17 protein-coding genes are annotated in these 20797 nt (G+C 71.8%); 12 read left to right on the forward strand and 5 right to left on the reverse strand.

Features of this window, described 5'->3' with window-relative positions; translation table 11 throughout:
• Position 1 precedes the first annotated feature (1 nt).
• On the forward strand, positions 2-1126 hold the full coding sequence (locus tag ACFOY2_RS09475) for an NAD(P)H-dependent flavin oxidoreductase (protein ID WP_379527576.1): 1125 nt from the start codon (positions 2-4) through the stop codon (positions 1124-1126).
• Here the strand turns inward: ACFOY2_RS09475 and ACFOY2_RS09480 are convergent.
• Genes ACFOY2_RS09480 through ACFOY2_RS09490 form a run of 3 tightly spaced genes read right to left on the reverse strand, consistent with a single transcriptional unit; the run spans position 1077 to position 5181 of the window.
• Complete coding sequence (locus ACFOY2_RS09480) at positions 1077-2081, reverse strand: N-acetylglucosamine kinase (RefSeq protein WP_379527577.1); 1005 nt, start codon at positions 2079-2081, stop codon at positions 1077-1079. The genes ACFOY2_RS09475 and ACFOY2_RS09480 overlap by 50 nt on opposite strands.
• On the reverse strand, positions 2078-3058 hold the full coding sequence (locus ACFOY2_RS09485; protein WP_379527578.1) for an N-acetylmuramic acid 6-phosphate etherase: 981 nt from the start codon (positions 3056-3058) through the stop codon (positions 2078-2080). Before ACFOY2_RS09485 ends, ACFOY2_RS09480 begins: the two co-directional genes overlap by 4 nt.
• Positions 3055-5181, reverse strand: a complete 2127-nt coding sequence (locus tag ACFOY2_RS09490; protein ID WP_379527579.1) for an alpha-N-acetylglucosaminidase — start codon at positions 5179-5181, stop codon at positions 3055-3057. Before ACFOY2_RS09490 ends, ACFOY2_RS09485 begins: the two co-directional genes overlap by 4 nt.
• A gap of 86 nt (positions 5182-5267) precedes the next feature.
• Between ACFOY2_RS09490 and ACFOY2_RS09495 the strand changes: the two genes are divergently transcribed.
• The 5 genes from ACFOY2_RS09495 to ACFOY2_RS09515 are packed head-to-tail and all read left to right on the forward strand — an operon-like array spanning position 5268 to position 10387.
• On the forward strand, positions 5268-6521 hold the full coding sequence (locus ACFOY2_RS09495; RefSeq protein ID WP_379527580.1) for an ROK family transcriptional regulator: 1254 nt from the start codon (positions 5268-5270) through the stop codon (positions 6519-6521).
• A gap of 50 nt (positions 6522-6571) precedes the next feature.
• Positions 6572-7882: an ABC transporter substrate-binding protein gene (locus ACFOY2_RS09500; protein ID WP_379527581.1), complete on the forward strand. Its 1311-nt coding sequence runs from the start codon at positions 6572-6574 to the stop codon at positions 7880-7882.
• Positions 7872-8804, forward strand: a complete 933-nt coding sequence (locus ACFOY2_RS09505; RefSeq protein WP_379527582.1) for a carbohydrate ABC transporter permease — start codon at positions 7872-7874, stop codon at positions 8802-8804. The genes ACFOY2_RS09500 and ACFOY2_RS09505 overlap by 11 nt, the downstream gene beginning before the upstream one ends.
• A 2-nt stretch (positions 8805-8806) precedes the next feature.
• On the forward strand, positions 8807-9619 hold the full coding sequence (locus tag ACFOY2_RS09510; protein ID WP_379527583.1) for a carbohydrate ABC transporter permease: 813 nt from the start codon (positions 8807-8809) through the stop codon (positions 9617-9619).
• Between the two features lie 9 nt (positions 9620-9628).
• The gene (locus ACFOY2_RS09515; RefSeq protein ID WP_379527584.1) at positions 9629-10387 is read left to right on the forward strand and encodes a GntR family transcriptional regulator; all 759 of its coding nucleotides are present in this window, start codon (positions 9629-9631) and stop codon (positions 10385-10387) included.
• Here ACFOY2_RS09515 and ACFOY2_RS09520 read toward each other — a convergent pair.
• A complete protein-coding gene (locus ACFOY2_RS09520) occupies positions 10365-12722 on the reverse strand; it encodes a GcvT family protein (protein WP_379527585.1) in 2358 nt (785 codons plus the stop codon). The two genes, ACFOY2_RS09515 and ACFOY2_RS09520, sit on opposite strands and share 23 nt — an antisense overlap.
• Before the next feature lie 69 nt (positions 12723-12791).
• On the opposite strand from ACFOY2_RS09520, the gene ACFOY2_RS09525 reads away from it, so the two are divergent.
• Together ACFOY2_RS09525 and ACFOY2_RS09530 are read left to right on the forward strand one after the other, a co-directional pair.
• Positions 12792-13697: a phosphotransferase gene (locus ACFOY2_RS09525; protein WP_379527586.1), complete on the forward strand. Its 906-nt coding sequence runs from the start codon at positions 12792-12794 to the stop codon at positions 13695-13697.
• Positions 13698-13701: 4 nt separating this feature from the next.
• On the forward strand, positions 13702-14307 hold the full coding sequence (locus ACFOY2_RS09530; RefSeq protein ID WP_379527587.1) for a DUF4126 domain-containing protein: 606 nt from the start codon (positions 13702-13704) through the stop codon (positions 14305-14307).
• Between the two features lie 14 nt (positions 14308-14321).
• On the opposite strand, the gene ACFOY2_RS09535 is transcribed toward ACFOY2_RS09530, so the two are convergent.
• The gene (locus ACFOY2_RS09535) at positions 14322-15125 is read right to left on the reverse strand and encodes an alpha/beta fold hydrolase (RefSeq protein ID WP_379527588.1); all 804 of its coding nucleotides are present in this window, start codon (positions 15123-15125) and stop codon (positions 14322-14324) included.
• 182 nt (positions 15126-15307) lie between these two features.
• On the opposite strand from ACFOY2_RS09535, the gene ACFOY2_RS09540 reads away from it, so the two are divergent.
• The 4 genes from ACFOY2_RS09540 (at position 15308) to ACFOY2_RS09555 (ending at position 20743) form a co-directional block, all read left to right on the forward strand.
• Positions 15308-15913 carry a hypothetical protein gene (locus ACFOY2_RS09540; protein WP_379527589.1) on the forward strand — a complete coding sequence of 202 codons (606 nt, stop codon included), beginning with the start codon at positions 15308-15310 and terminating at the stop codon, positions 15911-15913.
• Between the two features lie 58 nt (positions 15914-15971).
• On the forward strand, positions 15972-16547 hold the full coding sequence (locus ACFOY2_RS09545; protein WP_379527590.1) for a Uma2 family endonuclease: 576 nt from the start codon (positions 15972-15974) through the stop codon (positions 16545-16547).
• Between the two features lie 223 nt (positions 16548-16770).
• Positions 16771-17646: a serine protein kinase RIO gene (locus ACFOY2_RS09550; protein ID WP_379527591.1), complete on the forward strand. Its 876-nt coding sequence runs from the start codon at positions 16771-16773 to the stop codon at positions 17644-17646.
• A 487-nt stretch (positions 17647-18133) separates the two neighbouring features.
• Positions 18134-20743 carry a WD40 repeat domain-containing protein gene (locus ACFOY2_RS09555; RefSeq protein ID WP_379527592.1) on the forward strand — a complete coding sequence of 870 codons (2610 nt, stop codon included), beginning with the start codon at positions 18134-18136 and terminating at the stop codon, positions 20741-20743.
• Positions 20744-20797 lie beyond the last annotated feature (54 nt).

Below are 20797 nucleotides of genomic sequence, written 5' to 3' on the forward strand. Positions count from 1 at the left end.
CATGCGGACCGCCATTTGTGAGCGTCTGGGCATCGAATTCCCGTTGTTCGCCTTCAGCCACTGCCGCGACGTGGTGGCCGCCGTCACCAACGCGGGCGGCTTCGGGGTCCTGGGCGCGATCGCGTACTCCCCCGACGAGCTGGACACCGAGCTGACCTGGATGGACGGGCAGGTCGGCGGCAAACCGTACGGCGTGGACGTGCTCGTCCCCGGCAAGATCGACGCCTCCGCGCTCGACCATCGGGCGCACCTGCTGGACTACATCCCCGACCGGCACCGCGACTTCGTCACGCACCTGATGGGCAAGTACGCCGTCACGGCCCCCTCCAAGCCGATGACCGCGGTGGCGGACGAGCTGGGCAGGCGGGTGACGGCGGCGGGCGCGACCGGGCTGATCGACGTGGCGCTCAAGCATCCCATCGGCCTGATCGCCAGCGCCCTGGGCCCGCCCCCGCCCGAAATGGTGGCCGCGGCCAGGGAGGCGGGCGTGCCGGTGGCGGCCCTGGTCGGCACGGTGGAGCACGCCCTCAGGCAGGTGCGGGCGGGCGCGGACCTCATCGTGGCCCAGGGCTCCGAGGCGGGCGGGCACACCGGCGAGATCTCCACGATGGTGCTGGTCCCGCAGGTCGTGGACGCGGTCGCGCCGGTCCCCGTGCTGGCGGCGGGCGGCATCGCGTCCGGGCGGCAGATGGCGGCGGCCATGGCGCTGGGCGCGCAGGGCGTGTGGTGCGGCTCGGTCTGGCTGACCACGGAGGAGGCCGAGACGGCCCCTGCGGTCAAGCGCAAGCTGCTGGCGGCCTCGTCGCTGGACACGGTCAGGTCCAGGTCCCGTACGGGCAAGCCCGCCAGGCAGCTCAGGTCGGCCTGGACGGAGGAGTGGGACTGCGGCCAGGAGAGCCCGGGGCCGCTGGGGATGCCGCTGCAGCTGCTGTTGTCGGAGGGCGCGATGGCCAGGATCGGGGCAGCGGCGGAGAAGGGCGAGCCGGGGGCGGTGGAGCTGGTCAACTACTTCGTCGGCCAGGTCGTGGGCCAGCTCGACCAGGTGAAACCGGCTCGCCAGGTGGTCTACGACATGATCAGCGAGTTCGGGGAGGCGGTTGAGCGCCTGGCCCGCCTGTCGGAGTGATCGCGGCCGGGGTCTCGGCGAAGACGTACAGGTAGGGGTGGCGGGGCGGGAGCGGGCCGTCGGCGGCGGCGGCCCTGGCCAGGGCGAGCGCGCCGTCGGCCGAGGTGCCGCGCGGCGCGGCGAAGCGGGCGCCCGGCAGCAGGGCGCTCACGGCGCTCTGGAACGGCTCCATGAGCAGGTCCTCGGCGTCGAAGAGGCGTCCGCCCCAGGAGAAGACGGGTTCGAGCCCCGAGGCGGCGGCCACGGCGGTCTGGGCGAGCTGCCGCCCGGCCTCGGTCCAGATCCGGCGGGACACCGGATCTCCCGCGCGGGCCGCCTCGGCGACGGACGGTGCGAACGAGGCCAGGCAGTGGGCGGGAGAGGCCGACTCGTAGACGAACGCCACCAGGTCGAGGGGCGGGCCGAAGCGCGCGGTCATGCGTTCGAGCAGCGCGGGCGAGCCGCCCGCGCGGCCGTCGTGGGCGCGCAGGGCGGCATGCAGGCCCTGCTGGCCGACCCAGGTGCCGCTGCCGTGGTCGCCGAGCAGGTGCCCCCATCCGTCGGCCTGGTTCCACACGCCGTCGAGGTCGGTGCCGAGCGTGATGACGCCCGTGCCCGCCGCCACGACGACGCCCGGTGCGAAGCCGAGCGCGCCGACGTGCGTGGTGACCATGTCGCCCGCGACGACCAGCGCGCCGAGCCCGAAGCGGGGGCGCAGCGCGTCCCAGAGCGTGCCGGGCTCCCTGACCAGGCCGGGCAGCCCGGTCACGCCGATCGCCATCGTGTCCAGCCGGTCCACGCCCATCTCCTCGACGGACGCCGCGATGCGATCGGCGAGCCTGTGGAGGTCCACCCGGCCCCGCTCGCGCGGCACGGGCGCGGCGTCCTCGCCGTACGCGCTCTCTTCCCCCGCCTCGATCCGCACCCGGACGCCGCCGCCGCCGACGTCGACGCCCGCGTAGGCTGACGGGCTCATCCCGCCTGCCCGTCGAGCGTCGCGCCCGGCCCGTCAAGCGTCGCGGCCTGCCCATTAAGCGTCGCGGCCTGCCCATTAAGCGCGGCCTGCCCATCAAGCGCGGCGACGGCGGCCCGCACGCCGGGGTGCTCGCGCAGCGCGGCCCGCGCCTGCTCGCCCGAGCAGCCGGTGAGCAGCCGCACCAGCGCCTCGGGGATGTTCCCCGACGCCTGCTCCAGGGCGGCCCCACAGGTCTGCGCGTCCGCCCCCGATGCCTCCACGAGCAGGCCGACCGCCCGCTCGGCCAGCTTGGCGTTGGTGGCCACCAGCCCGACCATGAGGTTCCCGTACGTCCGCCCCGCCTTGATCATCACGGCCGTCGAGAACGCGTTCAGGATGACCTTGGTCGCCGTCCCCGCCTTGAGCCGGGTGGAGCCGGTCAGCGCCTCCGGCCCCGTGTCGGCCACGACGACGATGTCGGCCAGGTCGCGGGCCGGCGCGTCCGGGTTGCACGTGACCAGCACCGTCAGCGCGCCCGCCGCCCGCGCCCCGCGCAGCGCCCCCACCACGTACGCGGTGGACCCGGACGCCGTGATCCCGACCGCCACGTCGGCCGCGCCGGCGCCGCCCGCGTCGGCGGCGCCGAGCGCTCCGGCGTCCTCGCGGTCGATGGAGGAGTCGGTGAGCGCCTTGGGCCCGCCCGCGAAGTGCGCCGTGAACAGCTCGGACGGCGCCCCGAACGTCGGCGTGATCTCCGTGGCGTCCAGCACCGCGAGCCGTCCCGATGCGCCCGCGCCGAAGTAGTGCACCCTGCCGCCGCGCGCGAGCCGCAGGTGCGTCTCGTCCACCGCCCTGGCCAGCTGCCCGGTCGCGGCGCGGGCGGCCTCGACGGCCCTGGCGTCCTCCTCCAGCAGCAGCCGCAGGACGTCGGCGGACTCCAGGGTGTCGATGTCGCCGGTGCGGGGGTTGCGTCGCTCGGTGGGTGGCAGGTGGGTCATCGTGCTCCTCGTCGGTCGGGGTGGAAGACGTCGGCGTACGCGGTGAGCAGGCGGCGGGATTCGGCGGCCAGGTCGCCGGGGACCGCCTGGGGCGCGCCTTCGCGCAGGAACTCCTCGGCCCGATCGCGGAGCCGTTCGCGCAGCTCCGCCTCGGCGCCGGGGTCTCCGGCGAGCGCCGCGCCGAGGCCGCGGGCCCACAGCTCCCAGCGGTCGCGGTAGTAGCCGCTCATGAGCCCCGCCCAGTGCCGGCCCGCGTAGTCGTCGAGCAGGGGGCTGTCCGCGGTGCCCCACACGGTGATGATCCGGCGGGCGTTGTCGCTCAGGACCGCGCGCTCGGCCGGCTCGGCGGCCCAGGAGCGGGCCTTGGCCTCCCAGTGCTCGAAGGTGTATTCGGGGCGGCAGGCCAGCATGCGGTCGAGGTCTTCGAAGACCTTGAGGAAAGCGGCGACGGAGGCCGGGTCGCCGCCCGACTTCGCGGCCTCGGCGCACAGCCGGTCGGCGACCCTGGCCATGTAGGCGATGCCGGTCTCCACGAGGTCGTGCCCGAGCGGCCCGGCCGCCGGCCCCGGGTCCCGCTCGGCCACTTCGATCATCCGCTCCCAGGCCCGTGCCAGGACGGCGGGGTCGAACCAGAGGGGGCCCGTGGGCGTCAACGCGTATGAGGGGGCGGCGGTCAGGACGCCCTTGAACTGGTCGGGGGCGATCCGCAGCCCTGCGGCGCCGTAGACGGTGTCCAGCAGATCGCGCCAGGCCGCGCGCAGCTCGTCCGCAGAGCGGCCCCCGTAGCGCTGGGCCACGAAGGCGTCGAGCCAGGCGTCGAGGTCGCTGACCCGGTTCCAGATCTGGTCGGTCACCAGCTCGAAGAAGACGGGGTTGTTGCGGGTGGCCTCCATGGCCAGGCCCAGCCCGGTGGGCGGGTTCGCCGCCGCCAGCGCCGCGTCGATGCCCGGGGCAAGGCCGCGCAGGTCGGCGACGGGGTCGGTGCGTCCGCCGAAGTTGAGCAGCGCGCACCACAACCACGGCTTGCCGGAGAACCGCTCGAAGCGGCCCCACAGCGGATCCTGCTCGGCCCACAGGTCCGCCACGAGCATGCGCTCGTCCGGGATCGCGTCGAGGAAGGCGGTGACGCGGTCCTCGGTCCAGAAGTCGCTCTGGTAGGAGAACGGCCAGGCCTGCATGAGCCAGACCGCGTCCGGGTCGGCGGCCCGCAGGCCGGCCAGTGTCGCCGCCGCCACCGCCCCGGGGAAGGCCGGGTCGGCGTCGATGGGGATCATCTCGATGAACGGGTCGGCGGCGTAGAGGTGGTCGGTGCCGAAGAGCTCGATCTGGGCGCGCGCGATCTCGGCGCCGATGCGGGCGTACAACGGGTCGGCCGGGTCGAGCGACCAGGTCTCGAACCCCTGCCAGTCGCGGCGGCCCGCGCGCGCCGTCGCGGCGATCTCGCGGGGGACGTGCCCGGTGAAGGCCGGGAGCACGGGCGTCATGCCGAAGGCGCGCTCGCGTTCGATGACGCGCGCGCCGAGTTCGCGGTGGCGCTCGATCCAGGACGGGGGCAGCGGCCCGGCGAAGTCGTCGAGGCAGCCCATGAACTGGAACGGCAGGTATCCGGGCCCGCCGAGGAAGCGCCTGATCCGGTCGTCGTCGAGGCCGAGCCGGGTGTAGGCGGCGTGCAGCGCGGCCTCGTGGCCGGTGACGGCCAGCGGCATGGTGATGCCGTGCAGGGCCATCCAGTCGATCTCGCGTTCCCAGTCGGACCAGTCCCAGTAGGGGGTGGTGTAGCTGAAGGTGCAGAAGTTGAGGTAGTAGCCCTCGCGCACGCGCGGCGTGCCCTGGCGGGGCGGCGCGTCGGGGAGCGGGGCCAGCGGCAGGGGCAGCACGGTGTCCCAGCCCACGGACATGCCGCAGTGTTCACGGAGGTAGTGGTGCAGCGCGACGGCGGCGCTCACCCCGTCCGTCGCGGCGATGGTGAGCACGCCGCCCTGCGCCTCGTAGGCGTGGCCGCGCCCCTCGGCGTGGCGCTCGGCGAAGCGGACCGACTCCGCCACGGGCCCCAGCACACGATGGGCCAGACCGCGTACGGCCTGCGCCCACGGCGCCTCAAGCTCACCGTCACCGGACGACATCGCAGGTCACACCCCTCGACGAATTAGTTGCGTACCGTACATAATTAATATGCTAGCGTACGCCGCATCGCTCGGAGGGAGAGGTCATGGAGCAACTCGTCGCCGCGGGCACCCAGTTCATGCGGGAGATCAACGCGGCCGCGATCCTGCGCCGCCTGCGGGCCGAGCCCAGCATGAGCGTCTCGGCGCTGGCCAAGGCCGTCGGCCTGTCCAGGCAGGCGGTCACCCGCTCCCTCAACGCGCTGGCCGAGGAGGGCCTGGTCGAGTTCGGCTCCCTGGATCGCGACTCCAGCCGGGCCGGCCGGCCCGCGCAGCTCGTGCGCTTCCGCGCGGAGGCGGGTCACGTGCTGGGCGTCTCGCTCAGCCCGCAGGACCTGCGGGTGGCCGTGGCCGACCTGTGCGGGGCCGTGATCGCGTCCGAGGCCGTGCAGTTCGCCGCCCGCCCGGACGCCGGCGAGGCGCTGGACACGCTCCTGGCCACGGTGAAGCGGACGCTGGCCGCGGCGGGCCGCGCGAACGGCGACCTCTGGTTCGCCTCGGTGGGCACCCCCGGCATCGTCGACCCGGCGGCCGGGATCATCAAACTCATCCCGAGCATGCCGGGGCTGACCGGCGACGTCCTGCTGCGGCGGCTGAAGGAGACGCTCGGCTGCCCGATCTACCTGGACAACGACGTCAAGCTGGCGACGCAGGGCGAGCGGTGGCGCGAGGCGGACCGTCGCGAGGACTCGCTGGTCATGCTCCACTGGGGCGAGCGCGTCGGCGCGGGAATCGTGCTGGACGGCGAACTCTACCGCGGCGCCTCCAACGACGCGGGCGACATCGGCTTCCTCGACCTGTTCGCCGCGGACGACGACAGCGCCGGCACCCGCCACCCCCACGGCCTGGGCCCGTTCGAGGACCGGGTCGGCGGCGAGGAGATCGTCCGCCAGGCCGTGGCGGCGGCGGAACGCGCCGGCGACGAGGCGTTCCGCGCCCGCCTCCAGGCCGCAGGGGAACGCTCGTTCGAGGCCGTGCTGGACGCGGTCGCGGGCGGCGTCCCCTCGGCCGTGGCCGCGATCGACGTGGTGGCCCGCCGCTTCGCCAAGGGCATCGCCGTGATCAGGGCGATACTCAACCCCCGGCTCGTGGTCATCGGCGGCCCCATGGCCCGCTGCGGCGAGCCGCTGCTCGCGGCGCTGCGCCGCCATCTGGCCGGCGAGCCGCTGGACCAGCCGCTCCTGGAGGTCTCGACGCTCCAGGAGGACGCCGTCGTCCACGGAGCGCTGCTCCATTCACTGGACGAGGTCGAGCGCACCAGGTTCGGCCTGGTGAGAACCGGTCGTCATGAAGGCCGTTGAAGAAGCGACGCGCCATCCGACACCATCACCTGAGGAGATATGTCATGCGAATGACGACACCATCCCGGCGCCACTCGCTCGTGGCACTGGGCGTCACGGCGACGCTGGCGCTGAGTGCCTGCGCCGGCACCGGTAGCTCGGCCGGCGCCCCGGCGCAGAAGATCGACGTGTCGACGACCATTCCCGGCGACCCGGTGACCCTCACCCTGGCCTACAGCAACGATCCGCCCACCAAGGCGCTCATCGACGGCTTCACCAAGAAACACCCGAACGTCACGATCAAGCCCCAGATGACGCCGTTCAACGACTACGTCAAGTCGATCAAACTGGCGATGTCGGGCGACGCGGCGCCGGACATCGCGCAGTACAACCCGGGCGCGATGAACTCCCTGGTGCCGGCCGGCCTCATCCTGGACGTGGGCCCGTGGGCCAAGGCCTACGGCTGGGAGGGCAAGTTCCCGCCCTCCACCCTCGAAATTCTCAGCTCCGACAAGGCGGCCAAGCAGTTCGGGACCGGCGGCCAGTACGCCGTGCCGGGCGGTCTGTCGGTGGTCGGCGTCTACTACAACAAGACGATGGTCAAGGAGCCGCCGAAGACGCTGGCCGACTTCGAGGCCGCGATGCAAAAGGTCAAGGACTCCGGCGGCACCCCGCTGAGCCTCGGCGGCCTGCAGGTCGGCGGCTTCCACCTGTGGAACGCGCTGCTCAACGTCACCGGTGACGTCGCCGGCTACCGGGGCTGGGTGTACGGCAAGCCGGGCGCCACGATCGAGAACGACGCCGCGCGCAGGACCAGCCAGACGATCGCCGACTGGTCGAAGAAGGGCTTCTTCCCCGAGGGCGCCAACGCCACGGCCGACACCGACGCCCTGGCGAACTTCGCCAAGGGCAAGAGCGCGTTCCTGGTGACCGGCAACTGGGGCGCCACCGCCCTGGAGAAGGACCTGGGCGAGAACGTCGGGTTCTTCCTGATGCCCACCGCGTCGGGCGAGCCCGTCCGGGTCGCCTCGGGGGCGAGCGTCGCCTACGCCATCTCGGCCAAGTCCAAGCACCCGAACGTCGCCGCGGCGTTCCTGGACTACCTGAGCTCGCCCGAGGCGGCGAAGATCGAGTTCGACGGCGGTTTCATGCCGGTCGACACCAAGACCGAGGTGGGCGCCGAGGGGCTGCGCGGCGAGATCGCGACCGTCTTCAGGCCGGTGGCGCAGGCCAACGGCATCGTCCCGTTCCCCGACTACGCCTCCCCCGGCATGATCGACAAGCTGACTCCCGGCATCCAGGGCCTCATCAACGGCAAGATGACCCCCGACGCCTTCCTGCGCTCCCTGCAGGAGTCGTGGGACGCCCACCATGGCTCGTGAGCTGACCTCGTCCGCGCGGGCCCGTCCGCGCGGGCGACCGCTGCGCGGCTGGCTCTACGTGCTGCCCGCGCTGGCGGTCTACCTGGGCTTCGCCATCTGGCCGGCGATCACCACGCTGCGCCTGTCCCTGCTGTCCTGGGACGGCATCCTGCCGGCGACGTGGGCGGGCCTCGACAACTACGTCAAGATCTTCCGGGATTCCGCGCTGTACGAGGCGATCCTGCACAGCCTCGTGCTGATCATCTTCTTCTCGGTCATCCCCATCGCCGCCGGCCTGCTCATGACGGCCCTGCTGATGGGCGGCGAAGGCAGCGGAGCTCCCGGGCCGATGAGACAGGCGCGCAAGGGGATGACGTTCTTCCGCATCGTCTTCTTCCTCCCCCAGGTGCTGCCGCTGGTCGCCGTCGGCATCACCTGGCGCTGGCTCTACAGCGACTCCGGCGTCGTCAACCAGATCCTCGACGCGGTGGGGCTGGGGGCGCTCGGCCGCGCCTGGCTGGGCGACTACCAGCTCGCGCTGGTCGCGCTCGGGCTCATCGGCACCTGGACGATGAGCGGGCTGTGCATGATGCTCTTCCTGGCCGGCGCGCAGAAGATCGACCCGTCCCTGTACGAGGCGGCCAAGCTCGACGGGGCGGGCACGTTCAGGCAGTTCCTGCACGTCACCCTGCCCGGGGTGCGCAGGGAGATCACCGTCGCCGGCGTCATCACCACGATCGCCGCGCTGGCCAGCTTCGACCTGGTCTTCGTCACCACCAACGGCGGCCCGTCCGGGCAGACCAACGTGCCGGGGCTGCTGGTCTACCGGCTGGCCTTCAACGAGGGCGACATCGGCGGCGCCAGCGCGCTGGCCGTCGTGCTGACCGTGATCGTGATCGCCGTGGTCAGCGCCGTCCGCTACTTCACCAGGGATGAGAGTTGAGCATGCGCGGCGTCGGTCTCAGGTACGCGGTGCTGGTGCTGCTGGCGGCCATGATCCTGGTGCCGTTCGCCGGCATCGTCCTGGCCGCCCTGCATCCCCCGGGCTCCCAGCTCGACGGGCTGAGCATCCCCGGCCGCTGGTCGTGGGAGAACTTCGCGCTGGCCTGGCAGCAGGGCAACTTCTCCGCGCTCATGCGTTCCAGCGTGCTCATCGCGGTCGTCGTGGTGCCGCTGTCGGTGGCGCTGGCCACGCTGGCCGGCTTCGGGCTGGCGATCTTGAAGGTGTGGGGCCACCGGACGCTGTCGTTCGGGTTCGTGATGGGCCTGACGCTGCCGATCGAGGTCATCGTGGTGGCGCTCTACTTCAACCTGCGCGAGGTCGGCCTCACCAACTCCTTCACCGGCATCATCCTGGCCGAGGCGGCCCTGTTCATGCCGTTCGGGGTGTACTGGATGCAGACGCACTTCTCCAACGTCCCGGACGAGCTCGTGGAGGCCGCCCGCATCGACGGCGCCAGGGACCTGGTCGTGCTGCTGCGGGTGCTGCTGCCGATCTCGTGGCCGGCGATCACGACGCTGTCGGTGCTGTACTTCATGTGGTCGTGGAACCAGTTCATGCTGGTGCTGGTGATGATGCAGGACCCGGACCGGCGTACGGCGCCGGGCGGGCTCGGGCTCTTCGTCGGCCAGTACACGACGGACATCCCGCTGCTGGCGGCGGCTTGTCTGATCGTCATCGCGCCGATCGTCGTGGTCTACCTCATCTTCCAGCGCAGCTTCGTCAGCGGGATCACCCAAGGTGCCATCAAGGGATAACCTGCGCGTGTGGTACGGAAACCGCCTGAGCTGGTGCGTGGCACGGGGGTCCCCGCGCACGTGCAGATCGAGCGGTGGCTGCACGAGTCGATCTCCAGCGGGGAGATGGCGCCGGGCGACCGGCTGCCCGGCGAGCGCGAGCTGGCCGGGCGGCTCGGCGTGAGCAGGATGACGCTCAGGCAGGCGCTGGCGACGCTGGAGCGCGACGGCGTCCTGGTGCGGATGCCGGGCAGGGCGGGCGGCGCGTTCGTGACCGAGCCGCGCGTCGAGTGCGACCTGACGGGGCTGGCCGGGTTCACCGAGCAGATGCGGCGGGCGCACCTGCGGGCCGAGGCGCGGATCCTGGCGGCCCGCACGGTGCCCGCGCCCGCTGCGGCGGCCGGGGCGCTGCGGGTGGCGGCGGGCTCGCCGGTGCACGAGGTGGCCAGGGTGCGCTCGGCGGGCAGGTCGCCGGTGGCGCTCGAACGCTCCTACTTCCCCGACCTGCCCGGGCTGCTCGACCAGGACCTCACCGGCTCCCTGTACGCGCTGCTGGCCGCCCGCTACGACCTGGAGCCGCGCACGGCGGTCGAGCACCTCGACCCGGTGATCGCGCGGCCCGGCGAGGCCGCCGAGCTGGGCATCGCGCCCGGCGCCCCGCTCATGCTGATCGAGCGCACCGCCTACGCCGCCGACGGGACGCCGGTGGAGTACGCCCGCGACCTGTTCCGCCCCGACCGGGTCCGCATCTCGGTACGCAGCGGCGTCACGGGACCAACGGGGTCTTGACCACGGTGCCCGGCACCCAGACGCCCTCGACTTCGATCTCGACCTCGGTACCCGGCTCGACCGGCAGGTAGGCGTAGGCGATGGACTCGCGGGCGGTGTAGCCGTAGCCACCGGAGGTGACACGCGTCACGACCTCGCCGTCCAGGCGTACCGGCTCGTTGCCCAGGGCGATCGCCCCGGGGTCGCTCAGCGTCACGCAGCGCAGCCGCCGCCGGGGCGCGGGGTCCAGCGCGTCCGCGCCGAGGAACTCCTTGTCGGTCTTGACGCAGAACCCCAGGCCGGCCTCGTACGGCGTCGTCTCGGGCCCGATGTCGGCGCCCCACACCCGGTACCCCTTCTCCAGCCGGAGGCTGTCGATGGCCCGGTAGCCGCCGGCCACCAGCCCGTACGGCTCCCCCGCCCGCCACAGCGTCTGCCACAGCCCGAGCCCGTACTCGCTGGAGCAGTACAGCTCCCAGCCCGGCTCCCCCACGAACGTCACCCGCAGCGCCAGCACCGGCACGTCGCCCACGGTGATCTCCCGCGCCGACATGAACGGGAAGTCCATCGGGTCGGGGGTCAGCCCGGCGATGATGCCGGGGGCGTTCGGCCCCCACAGGGCGAAGCAGGCGTACTGGCCGGTGACGTCGGCGATGCGCACCTGTGATTTCTTGTGAGCGGCCTGTTTGCGCAGCCAGCCGAGGTCGTGGGCGCCGAACGCGGTGCCGGTCACGATGAGGAACTCCTCCTCGCCGTGCCGGGTGACGGTGAAGTCGCACTCGATGCCGCCGCGACGGTTGAGCGCCTGGGTGTAGGTGACGGCGCCGACGTGGCGGGCGACCCGGTTGTCGCACACCCACTCCAGCAGTTCGGCCGCGTCTGGCCCGCTGACCTCGATCTTGGCGAAGGAGCTCTCGTCGAACAGCCCGGCGGCCGTCCGCGTGGCCCGGTGCTCGACGCCGATCGCGGGCGACCACAACCGGCCTGCCCATCCCCCGGGCCGCTCGTCGTCCTGGCCCTCGTTGGAGGCGTAGTAGTTGACCCGCTCCCAGCCCGACTTCTCGCCGAAGACGGCCCCGTGGGCGGCGTGCCAGCCGTAGGCGGGCGAGACCCGCAGCGGCCGGCCCGCCGAGCGCTCGTGGCCCGGGTAGCGGATGTCGTAGTACGTCTCGTAGTTCTCGACCGCCCGTTTGATCGTGTACGACGGTGAGCGGTAGTGGCGGCCGAAGCGGCGCACGTCCATGTGCCACAGGTCCATCGACGGCTCGCCCTCGACGATCCACTCGGCCATGACCTTGCCGATGCCGCCCGCGCCCGCGATGCCGTGCGCGCAGAACCCGGCGGCCACGAAGAACCCGGCGACCTCGGTCTCGCCCAGGCAGAACTCGTTGTCGGGGGTGAACGCCTCGGGGCCGTTGATGAGCTTGCGGATGCCGACGTCGGCCATCGCGGGCACCCGGACGCGGGAGTTGTCCGAGATCTCCTCGAACCTGGGCCAGTCTTCGGGCAGGAGGCGGCCGTTGAAGTCGGCGGGGACCGCGTCGAAGGATCCCGGGGCGGCCGTCCAGGGGGCGCACGTGCGCTCGTACCCGCCCATGACCAGGCCCTGCACCTCCTGCCGGTAGTAGACGAGCAGGTCGGGGTCGCGCAGCGTGGGCAGCGTCGCGTGCTCGTGGAAGGCGTCGGTGACCACGTACTGGTGGGACATGGGCACGATCGGGACCCGCACCCCGGCCATGCGGCCGATCTCGGCGGCGAACATGCCGCCGCAGTTGACCACGATCTCGCAGTCGATGTCGCCCTGGTCGGTGCGCACGCGGGTGACCCGGCCGCGCGCGAGGTCGATGCCGAGCACGCGGGTGCGGGTCCTGATCACCGCGCCGCCCTCGCGGGCCCCCGCCGCCAGGGCGTAGCAGAGCTGCGACGGGTCGATCTGCCCGTCGGTCGGCAGGTATGCCGCGCCGACGACGCCCGCCGGGTCCATGAGCGGGAACAGCTCCACGGCCTCGGCCACCGAGATCTCCTCCAGCGGCAGCCCGAACGTCCGCGCCCAGCCGATCTGCCTGCGGATCTCCGCCATCCGCTCGGGTGTGGAGGCCAGCTTGATGCCGCCGCACTCGCTCCAGCCGGCGTCGAGCGTGCGGTAGAGCTCGACGGAGTACTGGTTCATCCTGGTCAGGGTGGGGTCGGCGCGGAGCTGACCGACCAGCCCCGCCGAGTGGAACGTGGAGCCGCTGGTGAGTTCGTCGCGCTCCAGCAGGACGACGTCGCGTTCGCCGAGTTGGGTGAGGTGGTAGGCGACGGACGCGCCGCCCACTCCGCCGCCGATGATCACGATGCGGGCCGAGTCGCTCATGGTCGCGAGGCTAGCCGCCACACCCTAAAAGGTCTAGACCGTTTAGCGCCTGTCGTCCTAGCATCGACCATGGCCGTGCCCGAGGTCCTCGACCGAATCCCGCTGCTGTCCGGTGTGCCCCGCTCCGTGGAGGAGCTGCCCGGTGGGCTGACCAACCACAACTACAAGGTCACCACCCCCTCAGGCGAGTACGTCGTGCGCGTGTCGGCCAGCGACGGCGCGCTGCTGGCGATCGACAGGGACGCCGAGCACGCGAACTCGGCCGCGGCGGCGGCCGCGGGCGTGGGGGCGCCGGTGCTCGACTACCTGCCCGAACTGGGGGTGCTGGTGGTGGGGTTCCTGCCGGGGCGCACGTTCACGGAGGAAGACCTGCGGGACCCGGCGAACCTGCCGCGGGTGGCGGCGGCGTGCAGGCGGCTGCACGCCGGGCCGAGGTTCGTGTGCGACTTCGACATGTTCGACGTGCAGCGGCGGTATCTGGAGATCGTGCTGGAGCGGGGGTTCCGGCTGCCGGAGGGGTACCTGGAGTTCATGCCCCAGGTCGCCCAGATCCAGAAATGTCTGGAAATACGGGCAGAGGGGACCGTGCCCTGCAACAACGACCTCCTGCCCGGCAACATCATCGACGACGGCGAGCGCCTCTGGCTGATCGACTACGAGTACTCCGGCAACAACGACGCCTGCTTCGAACTCGGCAACATCTGGAGCGAGTCCGACCTGCCGACCGGCCACCTGGAGGAGCTCGTCACCGCCTACTTCGGCCACCGGCTCCGCAACAAGATCGCCCGCGCCCGCCTGCTGGGCCTGATGTCGAAGTACGGCTGGACGTTGTGGGCCTCCATCCAGGACGGCGCCAACGACAGCATCGACTTCGACTTCTGGTCGTGGGGGATGGAGAAGTACGAGCGGGCCGTGGCCGAGTTCACCTCATCCGGCCTGGCGGGCCTCATGGACGAGGCCGTACGGGCAGACTAGGGGCATGCTCGCCGCACTGACCGGTCTGGGCCTGTCGACGGCCGCCGGGCTCAACGCCTACATCCCGCTCCTGGTCGTGGGCGTGCTGGCCAACGTCACCGACGCCGTGAAACTGCCGGACGGCTACGCCTGGCTGTCCAACTGGGGTGTGCTCGCGATCATCGCCGCGCTGCTGGCCGCCGAGGTCGTCCTGGACAAGGTGCCGGCCGTCGACAGCCTCAACGACGCCATCCAGACCGTGGTCAGGCCCGCGTCCGGCGGCGTGGTCTTCTCCGCCACCAACGCCGCCGCCGAACTCGAGTCCTCCACCTGGATGACCGAGCACCCATGGGCCGGCTGGCTGCTCGGGATCGTGCTGGCGCTGACCGTGCACGCGCTCAAGTCGGCAGCCCGCCCGGTCGTCAACGCCGGCACGGCCGGGGTGGGCGCGCCGGTCGTGAGCGCGGCCGAGGACGCCGGGTCGCTGGGCATGAGCCTGATCGCGGTGTTCGCTCCGGTGCTGGTCATCGTCGCGCTGCTGGCCTTCGCCGCGCTGGCGTGGTGGCTGATCCGCCGGGTACGCCGATTCCGCGCACGCAAGAGGGCGGCCGGAGGGCACCCGCCGGGCTGACCCTTTCGCGCGTGTCATCCGATGCGGCGCAGCCAGCGTTCCAGGACGAGGACGAACTCCGCCGGGCGCTCCTCGTGCAGCCGATGGCTGGAGCCCTCCCAGCACATGACCGTGGACAGGCCGTCCTTCAGCAGCCCCGCCTCCCAACTCGCCCGCTCCCGGTCGGCCCAGATCGACAACACCGGGCAGGCGCGGCGGGCCAGGTAGTCGTCGCCGGCCGGTCGTACGCCGATGGCGCCCGGGTCGGTGAACATCGCCTCGAACGCCTGGACCAGCACGTGCGGCGGCATGCCGTACAGGCGTCGCTTGTGCCAGCGCCTGATGACGGCGGGGGTGGCGGCGTTGGTGCACCACTCGTCGATCTTCTCGGCCGCGGCGTGGGGGTGCGGGCCGCGCAGGCCCGCGATCATCCGGGGGAAGCCGTCGGGGACGGGGGCCGCCATTCCGTAGCCGGGGTCGAGGGCGACCAGGGCGCGGACGCGCTCGGGGTGCTCGACGGCGAGGATCGACACGACCTGGCCGCCCATGGAGTGGCCGACGGCGATCACCTGCGGGACGTCCAGGTGGTCAAGGAGGCCGCGTAGGTCCTCGGCCATCATGCGAGGGGTGTTGCCCGTCTCCGGGACCGTCGAGTAGCCGTGGCCGCGCAGGTCGGCGGCGATGACGCGGTGGCGGGCCGCGAGGGCGTCGATGTGCCAGGACCACTGGTGGGAGTCGGTGCCCCAGCCGTGGACGAGCAGCAGCGGGGGGCCGTCGGTTTGCGGGGCGTCGTCCGTATAGAAAAGCCTGATGTTCCCTGATAAATCCGCGTATGGCATTTATTGACCGCCGTTCTCCGTCTTGCGGGACAGCAGCACGCCCGTCCCCTCTGCCCGCGATCCCTCGACCAAGTGAACTGAAACACAGCCCACCATGCCCGATCAAGAGCTTGCTTGGTAAACCCGGCTCTGCATCCGGCGCCCCGGCGGACTATCCTGTGGGTCACCGACATCAACAGGGGGTGGCGAAGATCGGCGAATTCCTTGTCGTCGTCATGGTGATCCTGATGTTCCTCCTGTTGCTGGGAGGCGTGGGCATCTTCCTGCTGGTCAAACTGGGCAAGAAAGCGGCCGTCAAGGCCAGGCAGGCCTCGGTGCGGCTGTCCACGCACGTCAACGCGATGGGCACGGGCGACGCCGCCGAGGTCGAACGGCTCCGCCTCGACCTGCGCCGCGAGGTCACCCTCACCCGCCAGGCCGTCGAACACGCCCAGCGCGAAGGCTGGGGCCTCGGCGACCTGCCCAAACTCATGGCCGACCTGTCCGGCCAGGCCGACGTCCACGACAGGCAGCTCGGCATGTACGCCCAGCAGCGCCGCATCTCGCCCTACATCGACCACGCCACCCTCGACCGGCTCCGCGAACACCAGGCCAAGCTGACGGCCATGTGCGCCCGCATCCGCGCCGACCTCCTCGGCGACCAGGTCCATCACTCGGCCACGGGCATCGCCGACCTCAGCTCCCGCACCGACCTGGAGATCGAGGCCAGACGCCACGCCCCCGACCCCCTCGACGAGATCGACGACCTCTACCGCCGCACCATGCAGGAGCGCAAAGACCTCCCCTGACGATCACTCTTCGTGGCAAAATGCGTTCGCCACGTGCGATCGCTGAGGAGGCCGATCGATGCGCACGGCCCTTCCCGAATGGTTCCACCCGGGGCCGCCTGGCGGCTGGACCGCCGACATGCTCGACCATCTTCCCCCTGACGCGCCCCGGCACGTCGAACTGATCGACGGGGCCCTCGTCATCAGCCCGCCGCGAACCGCCTTCCACCACTTCGCGATCCGGCTGCTCGACGACCGCCTCGCTCCCCCGGCGCATCTCGCGGTCCTCCGGGAGATGACCGTCACGCTCGGCCCGCGCCAGCGGCCGGAGCCGGACCTTCTCGTGGTCGAGAACGCCGCGATCACCCCCAAGACCACGTCTTTCCCGCCGCAGGACGTCCATCTGGTGGCCGAGGTGGCCTCAGAGGCATCCCTGGAGCGGGACCGGACCACGAAACCGGCCAAGTACGCCGACGCCGGCATCAGGCACTTCTGGCGGGTCGAGGAGGAAGACGGCCTGCCGGTCGTCTACACCTTCGAACTGGAGCCCTCGGTCAGGGCCTACGTTCCGACCGGCATCCATCGCAAACGGCTGCGGGCCGACATCGGGTTCGACGTGGACATCGACCTCACCATGCCATGGTCGCGGGCGTAACGACCGGGGTGGTCGTAATTGGGTTGCGGCCGGTGGGTGGGCAGCGGGATACTCAGGGCCCAGTTGATCGCTGCGACGCGAAGGGAGGGTGAGACCGTGATGACGATTGTTCGCGTGCCGTTTCCGCGTCCCCATCACCTTCCCGCCGGGCGTCCGCCCCAGATCTGACGTGATCTGACCCGATCGACGCGCCGGTGGGCTTCACCTCTGGAGTTCTTCCACCGTGCCGAAGCACCCGCAACACCGCCGCCGTGGCAAGCAAGCCCTCGACGCCGACGACATCGAATGGCTTGAGAGCACGCCCGAGACGACGTCCGACGACGCCCCGCCGACAGGCGACCGCTGGTCCACCTGGGACCAGAGCACCCCGACCGAGAAGGGGCCGCAGCCCTACCCCGGCTGGCTGGTCACCGAACTGGCCGCCGTCGACACCGAGCACGGCGTGCTCAAGACCGGTAAGGAAGCCGACGTCCACCTGATCTCCCGGGGCGTTCCCGGCACGGACCGGGTGTGTCTGCTGGCCGCCAAGCGTTACCGGGGTTCCGACCACCGTCTTTTCCACCGCGATTCCGGCTACCTGGAGGGCCGCAGGACCCGCGAGAGCCGCATGAACCGGGCCATGGCCAACCGCACCGCCTTCGGCAAGCAGGTGATCGCCGCGCAGTGGGCGGTGGCCGAGTTCGGGGCGTTGTGCCGGTTGTGGGAGCTCGGGGTGCCGGTGCCGTACCCGGTGCAGATCGTCGGGACGGAGGTCCTGCAGGAGTTCATCGGCACCTGCGACGGGTACGCGGCGCCGCGCCTGGCCCAGGTGTCCGACGGCCTCGACGACCTGTGGAAGCAGTTGGTCGAGGCCATGGTGACGCTGGCCAGGGAGGGGCTGGCCCATGGGGACCTGTCGCCGTACAACCTGCTCGTCCACGACGGCAGGCTGGTGATCATCGATCTGCCGCAGATCGTGGACGTGATCGCGCACCCGGCGGGGCCGTCCTTCCTCGACCGTGACGCCCGCAACGTGGCCACCTGGTTCGCCGCCAAGGGCGTCACCGCCGCCGACCCGGAAACCCTCACGTCCCTGCTCAGAGGCGAGGCCGGGATGTGAGTCTTCGGACTGCCGTTGAGCGGGATGGCACTCAGCGATCGCCGTACTGCCCGTGCCCCCGCTCACCGCCCTTGTTTGTTTCGCCGTCGGAGGACAGCAAGGCGATGGCACCGGCGCCACCGCCGCCGAGCAGGATGAGAGCGAGGATCCAGGCGATCAGGATCCCCGGCCGGGTGCCACGCGTCGGCCCACTCGCCGGTCCCTGAGCACCGGCACGCCCAGCGTCTTCGGGTTCTTGGGGCGGATACGACATGTCTGCCGACATTACATGAACGTGACGTGCGCGACCGGGCGCGTCCATCTGGCCTGCTCAAGAACCCGAGGCCGCCACCAGCCGGGCCGACTCGGCCCTGGCTGGTGGCGTGGGCGATGGTCAGCAGGCCGCAGGGCCGGGCGTTTCAGGCCGTCCCCGGCGACCGTGGCGATACGCCGCAAAACCAGCTGAGTGGCACACGCCGGTCGATGGCGTCCCCTACCATCGCTGGCCATGAAGATCACCGACACGACGGCGCGTGCCGTCTTGGACGCGCTGGACGGGGCCACGTTCGAGCCCGCGCGCGACCTGCCCCTATTGCGGGACACGCTGCGGGAGCTGGAACGCGCCCACGGCGTCACCGAGGCGCACCGGCACGCGACCGAGCGGATCCGCGAGCGCGGGGCTCTGCTGCGCCATCCCGACGTGCACCGCGTCGAGATCACCTCGCAGGCGCTCAGCCCGTCCGGCCGCTACCTCGCGGTCGGCGACTTCGGCGGCGACGACTACCAGGCCGGGGCCACCCTGCAGATCTGGGAGGTCGCCACCGGCCGCTGCGTGAACGTCATCGACGGGATCGTGGGCGGGGTCGGCTGGCCCGGGTACGGCGGCACGATCGAGTGGTCGGCCGACGAGACCCGGCTGGCCGTGGAGTACCGGGCCAGCAATGTCGGTGTATGGGACCCTTTCGGCGCCGACGTCGAGCCGATCGCGACCGTCCGCCTCACCTACAACGGCCGTCCCGACCCGTTCGCGCTCTCGCCCGACGGGCTGCGCGCGTACGTCATGGACGAGGACTCCGAGACCTTCGCCTCGATCGTGGAGTTCGCCGGCCTGGAGACCACGACGGTACCGGCGGTGACCGATGAGGAAGAGGACGAGGAGGGCTTCGTCCTGGATTGGCCCGTATGGTCCCGGGACGGGAAACGGCTGTACGGGAACCTGCTGAACGAGGGGAGGCTCTGCTCGATCGACGTCGCCTCGGGGGAGATCGCCTGGATCGTCCAGGGCGACAAGAACAACTCGTGGCCGTCCGCCGCGTGGAACCGGGACGAGACAGTGCTGGCCTACCACCGCGACGGCGAGCTGGTGATCGCCGACGCGGCGACCGGCCGGGACATCGCCACCGGCCCCGGGTATTTCGATGTGTTGTTCCAGACCGTCTACCTGTCCTGGGGGACGCGGCTCGCCGTCGTCGTCCCCGCGGAACACGACGCTGAACGCCCGCGCGTCGGGATCGTGGACCGGACCGGCCGGCACCGCTACGACCTGGACGTGGCGGTCCGGGCTCCGGGCGGCGATCTGAAGGTCGGGGCCTGGGCATGGGCGCCCGACGGCGACCGCGCGGCCTGCCTCACCGCCGACGGCCGCATCGAGGTCTGGTCGCTGGACGACGACCACGCGGAGCGGCTGCGCACGTTCGACGCTCCGAAGAAGGCCACCGGGCTGCACTGGGGCGCCGAGGACGTGCTGGTGGCGCTGGGGCCGACCGTGCTGCGTTTCCTGCGCGCGGACACCGGCGAGGTCATCGGCGACTTCACGCTGCTGCACCAGCCCGTCGCGCCGCGCCCGCTGCTCCTTGACGGCGAAGACGTCGGGGAAAGGATCCGGCGGGGGCCCAATCCCACGTTCGCGCTCGATGAGGAGACCTGGGCGGTCGCCTTCCCCGAGGGCGTCGTGATCGCCCCTCCAGAACGGGAAGCGGACCTGGCCGCGGCGCTCGCGTGGGCGGTGGACCGCCGCCACGCGTGGCCGGTTCACTGGGGACGGCTGGACGTCTTCCCCGACGCGCCCACCGCGGCGGAACAGGTCCACGAGCCGCTGCGCGAGGACTTGGAGCAGTTCCGCGGCCGTGCCGCGCGGGTGCAGGAACCTGAGCAGTGGCCGCCGCCCGGCCCGGCCACGGTGGACGACCTGTTCCTGGCCTTCCTCGAAGCGGTCGTGGAGTACGGCGGTGACCAGCTCGCGTGGCCCGGCGAAGCTCTCCACGAGGCGGCCCTCATCCGGGCCAGGCGCGGCGAGCCGGACGGTGTGCGCGCGCTGGTCGAGGCGTCCCCAGCGGGCCGCCGCCCGTTCGTGGCGGCCGAGGCCGCCATGGTCCTGGCAGCCTCGGGGCTACCGGACGAACTCTTCGCCGATTATGAGGCCGCCTGCGAGGCTCTGTGGAGCGGGCCGGTGTGGTACGAGATGCTGCAGGGCAGCCGGGCCCGCGCCGCTGCCGCCGTGGGCGGGGCGTACGCGGCGCGGGGCGACCGGGAGCGCGCGGACCAGTGGTTCGACAGGGCGCTACGCGAGCAGCACGGGAACTGGGACCATCGCCTGCCGGTCGTGTGGGCGCTGCTGGAGTGCGGACGCGAGGACGAGGCGCAGGCCCTGCTGGACGAGGGCACCGGCGACCCCGGCTCCCGCGCCGGCGTTCCGTTCGTCGGGTACGCGTTGCGCAAGGGCAGGGCCGACCTCGCCGAACGAATCCTGCGTGACGCGCGGGGCTGGTTCGGCGAGTGGACGGTGATGGACCTTCTCCGGCGATACGGGCAGACAGAGTTGCTGCGCGAATGGGCCGAGCGCAACGGCCTCGCGGTCGTGGAAGCGAGGGAGCCGGTGAAGGAGGACCTCGCCCGCAGATACGCGGAGGTCGCCAGGTTCCCTCCGGCGCGGCGGCAGGAGCCGACCGTGGATCTGCTCCTCCGGGCGGCCGAGCAGGGGCGGCTCAGTGCGGTGCTCGATCTTCTCCCGAAGGTGCCGATGCCGGCGTCCGGCGGGATCAGCTCCTACGACCGGCCGTACGCGGCCTTCAGCGCGCTGCGGATCGTCACGACCGGGATCGACCACGAGATCTGGTGACGGACAAGCGCGCAGGCCAGGGGCCTGCTCGTACGAGTCTTGGGTGGATCGGCG

The organism is Nonomuraea purpurea, assembly GCF_042650645.1.
Classification (GTDB): domain Bacteria; phylum Actinomycetota; class Actinomycetes; order Streptosporangiales; family Streptosporangiaceae; genus Nonomuraea; species Nonomuraea purpurea.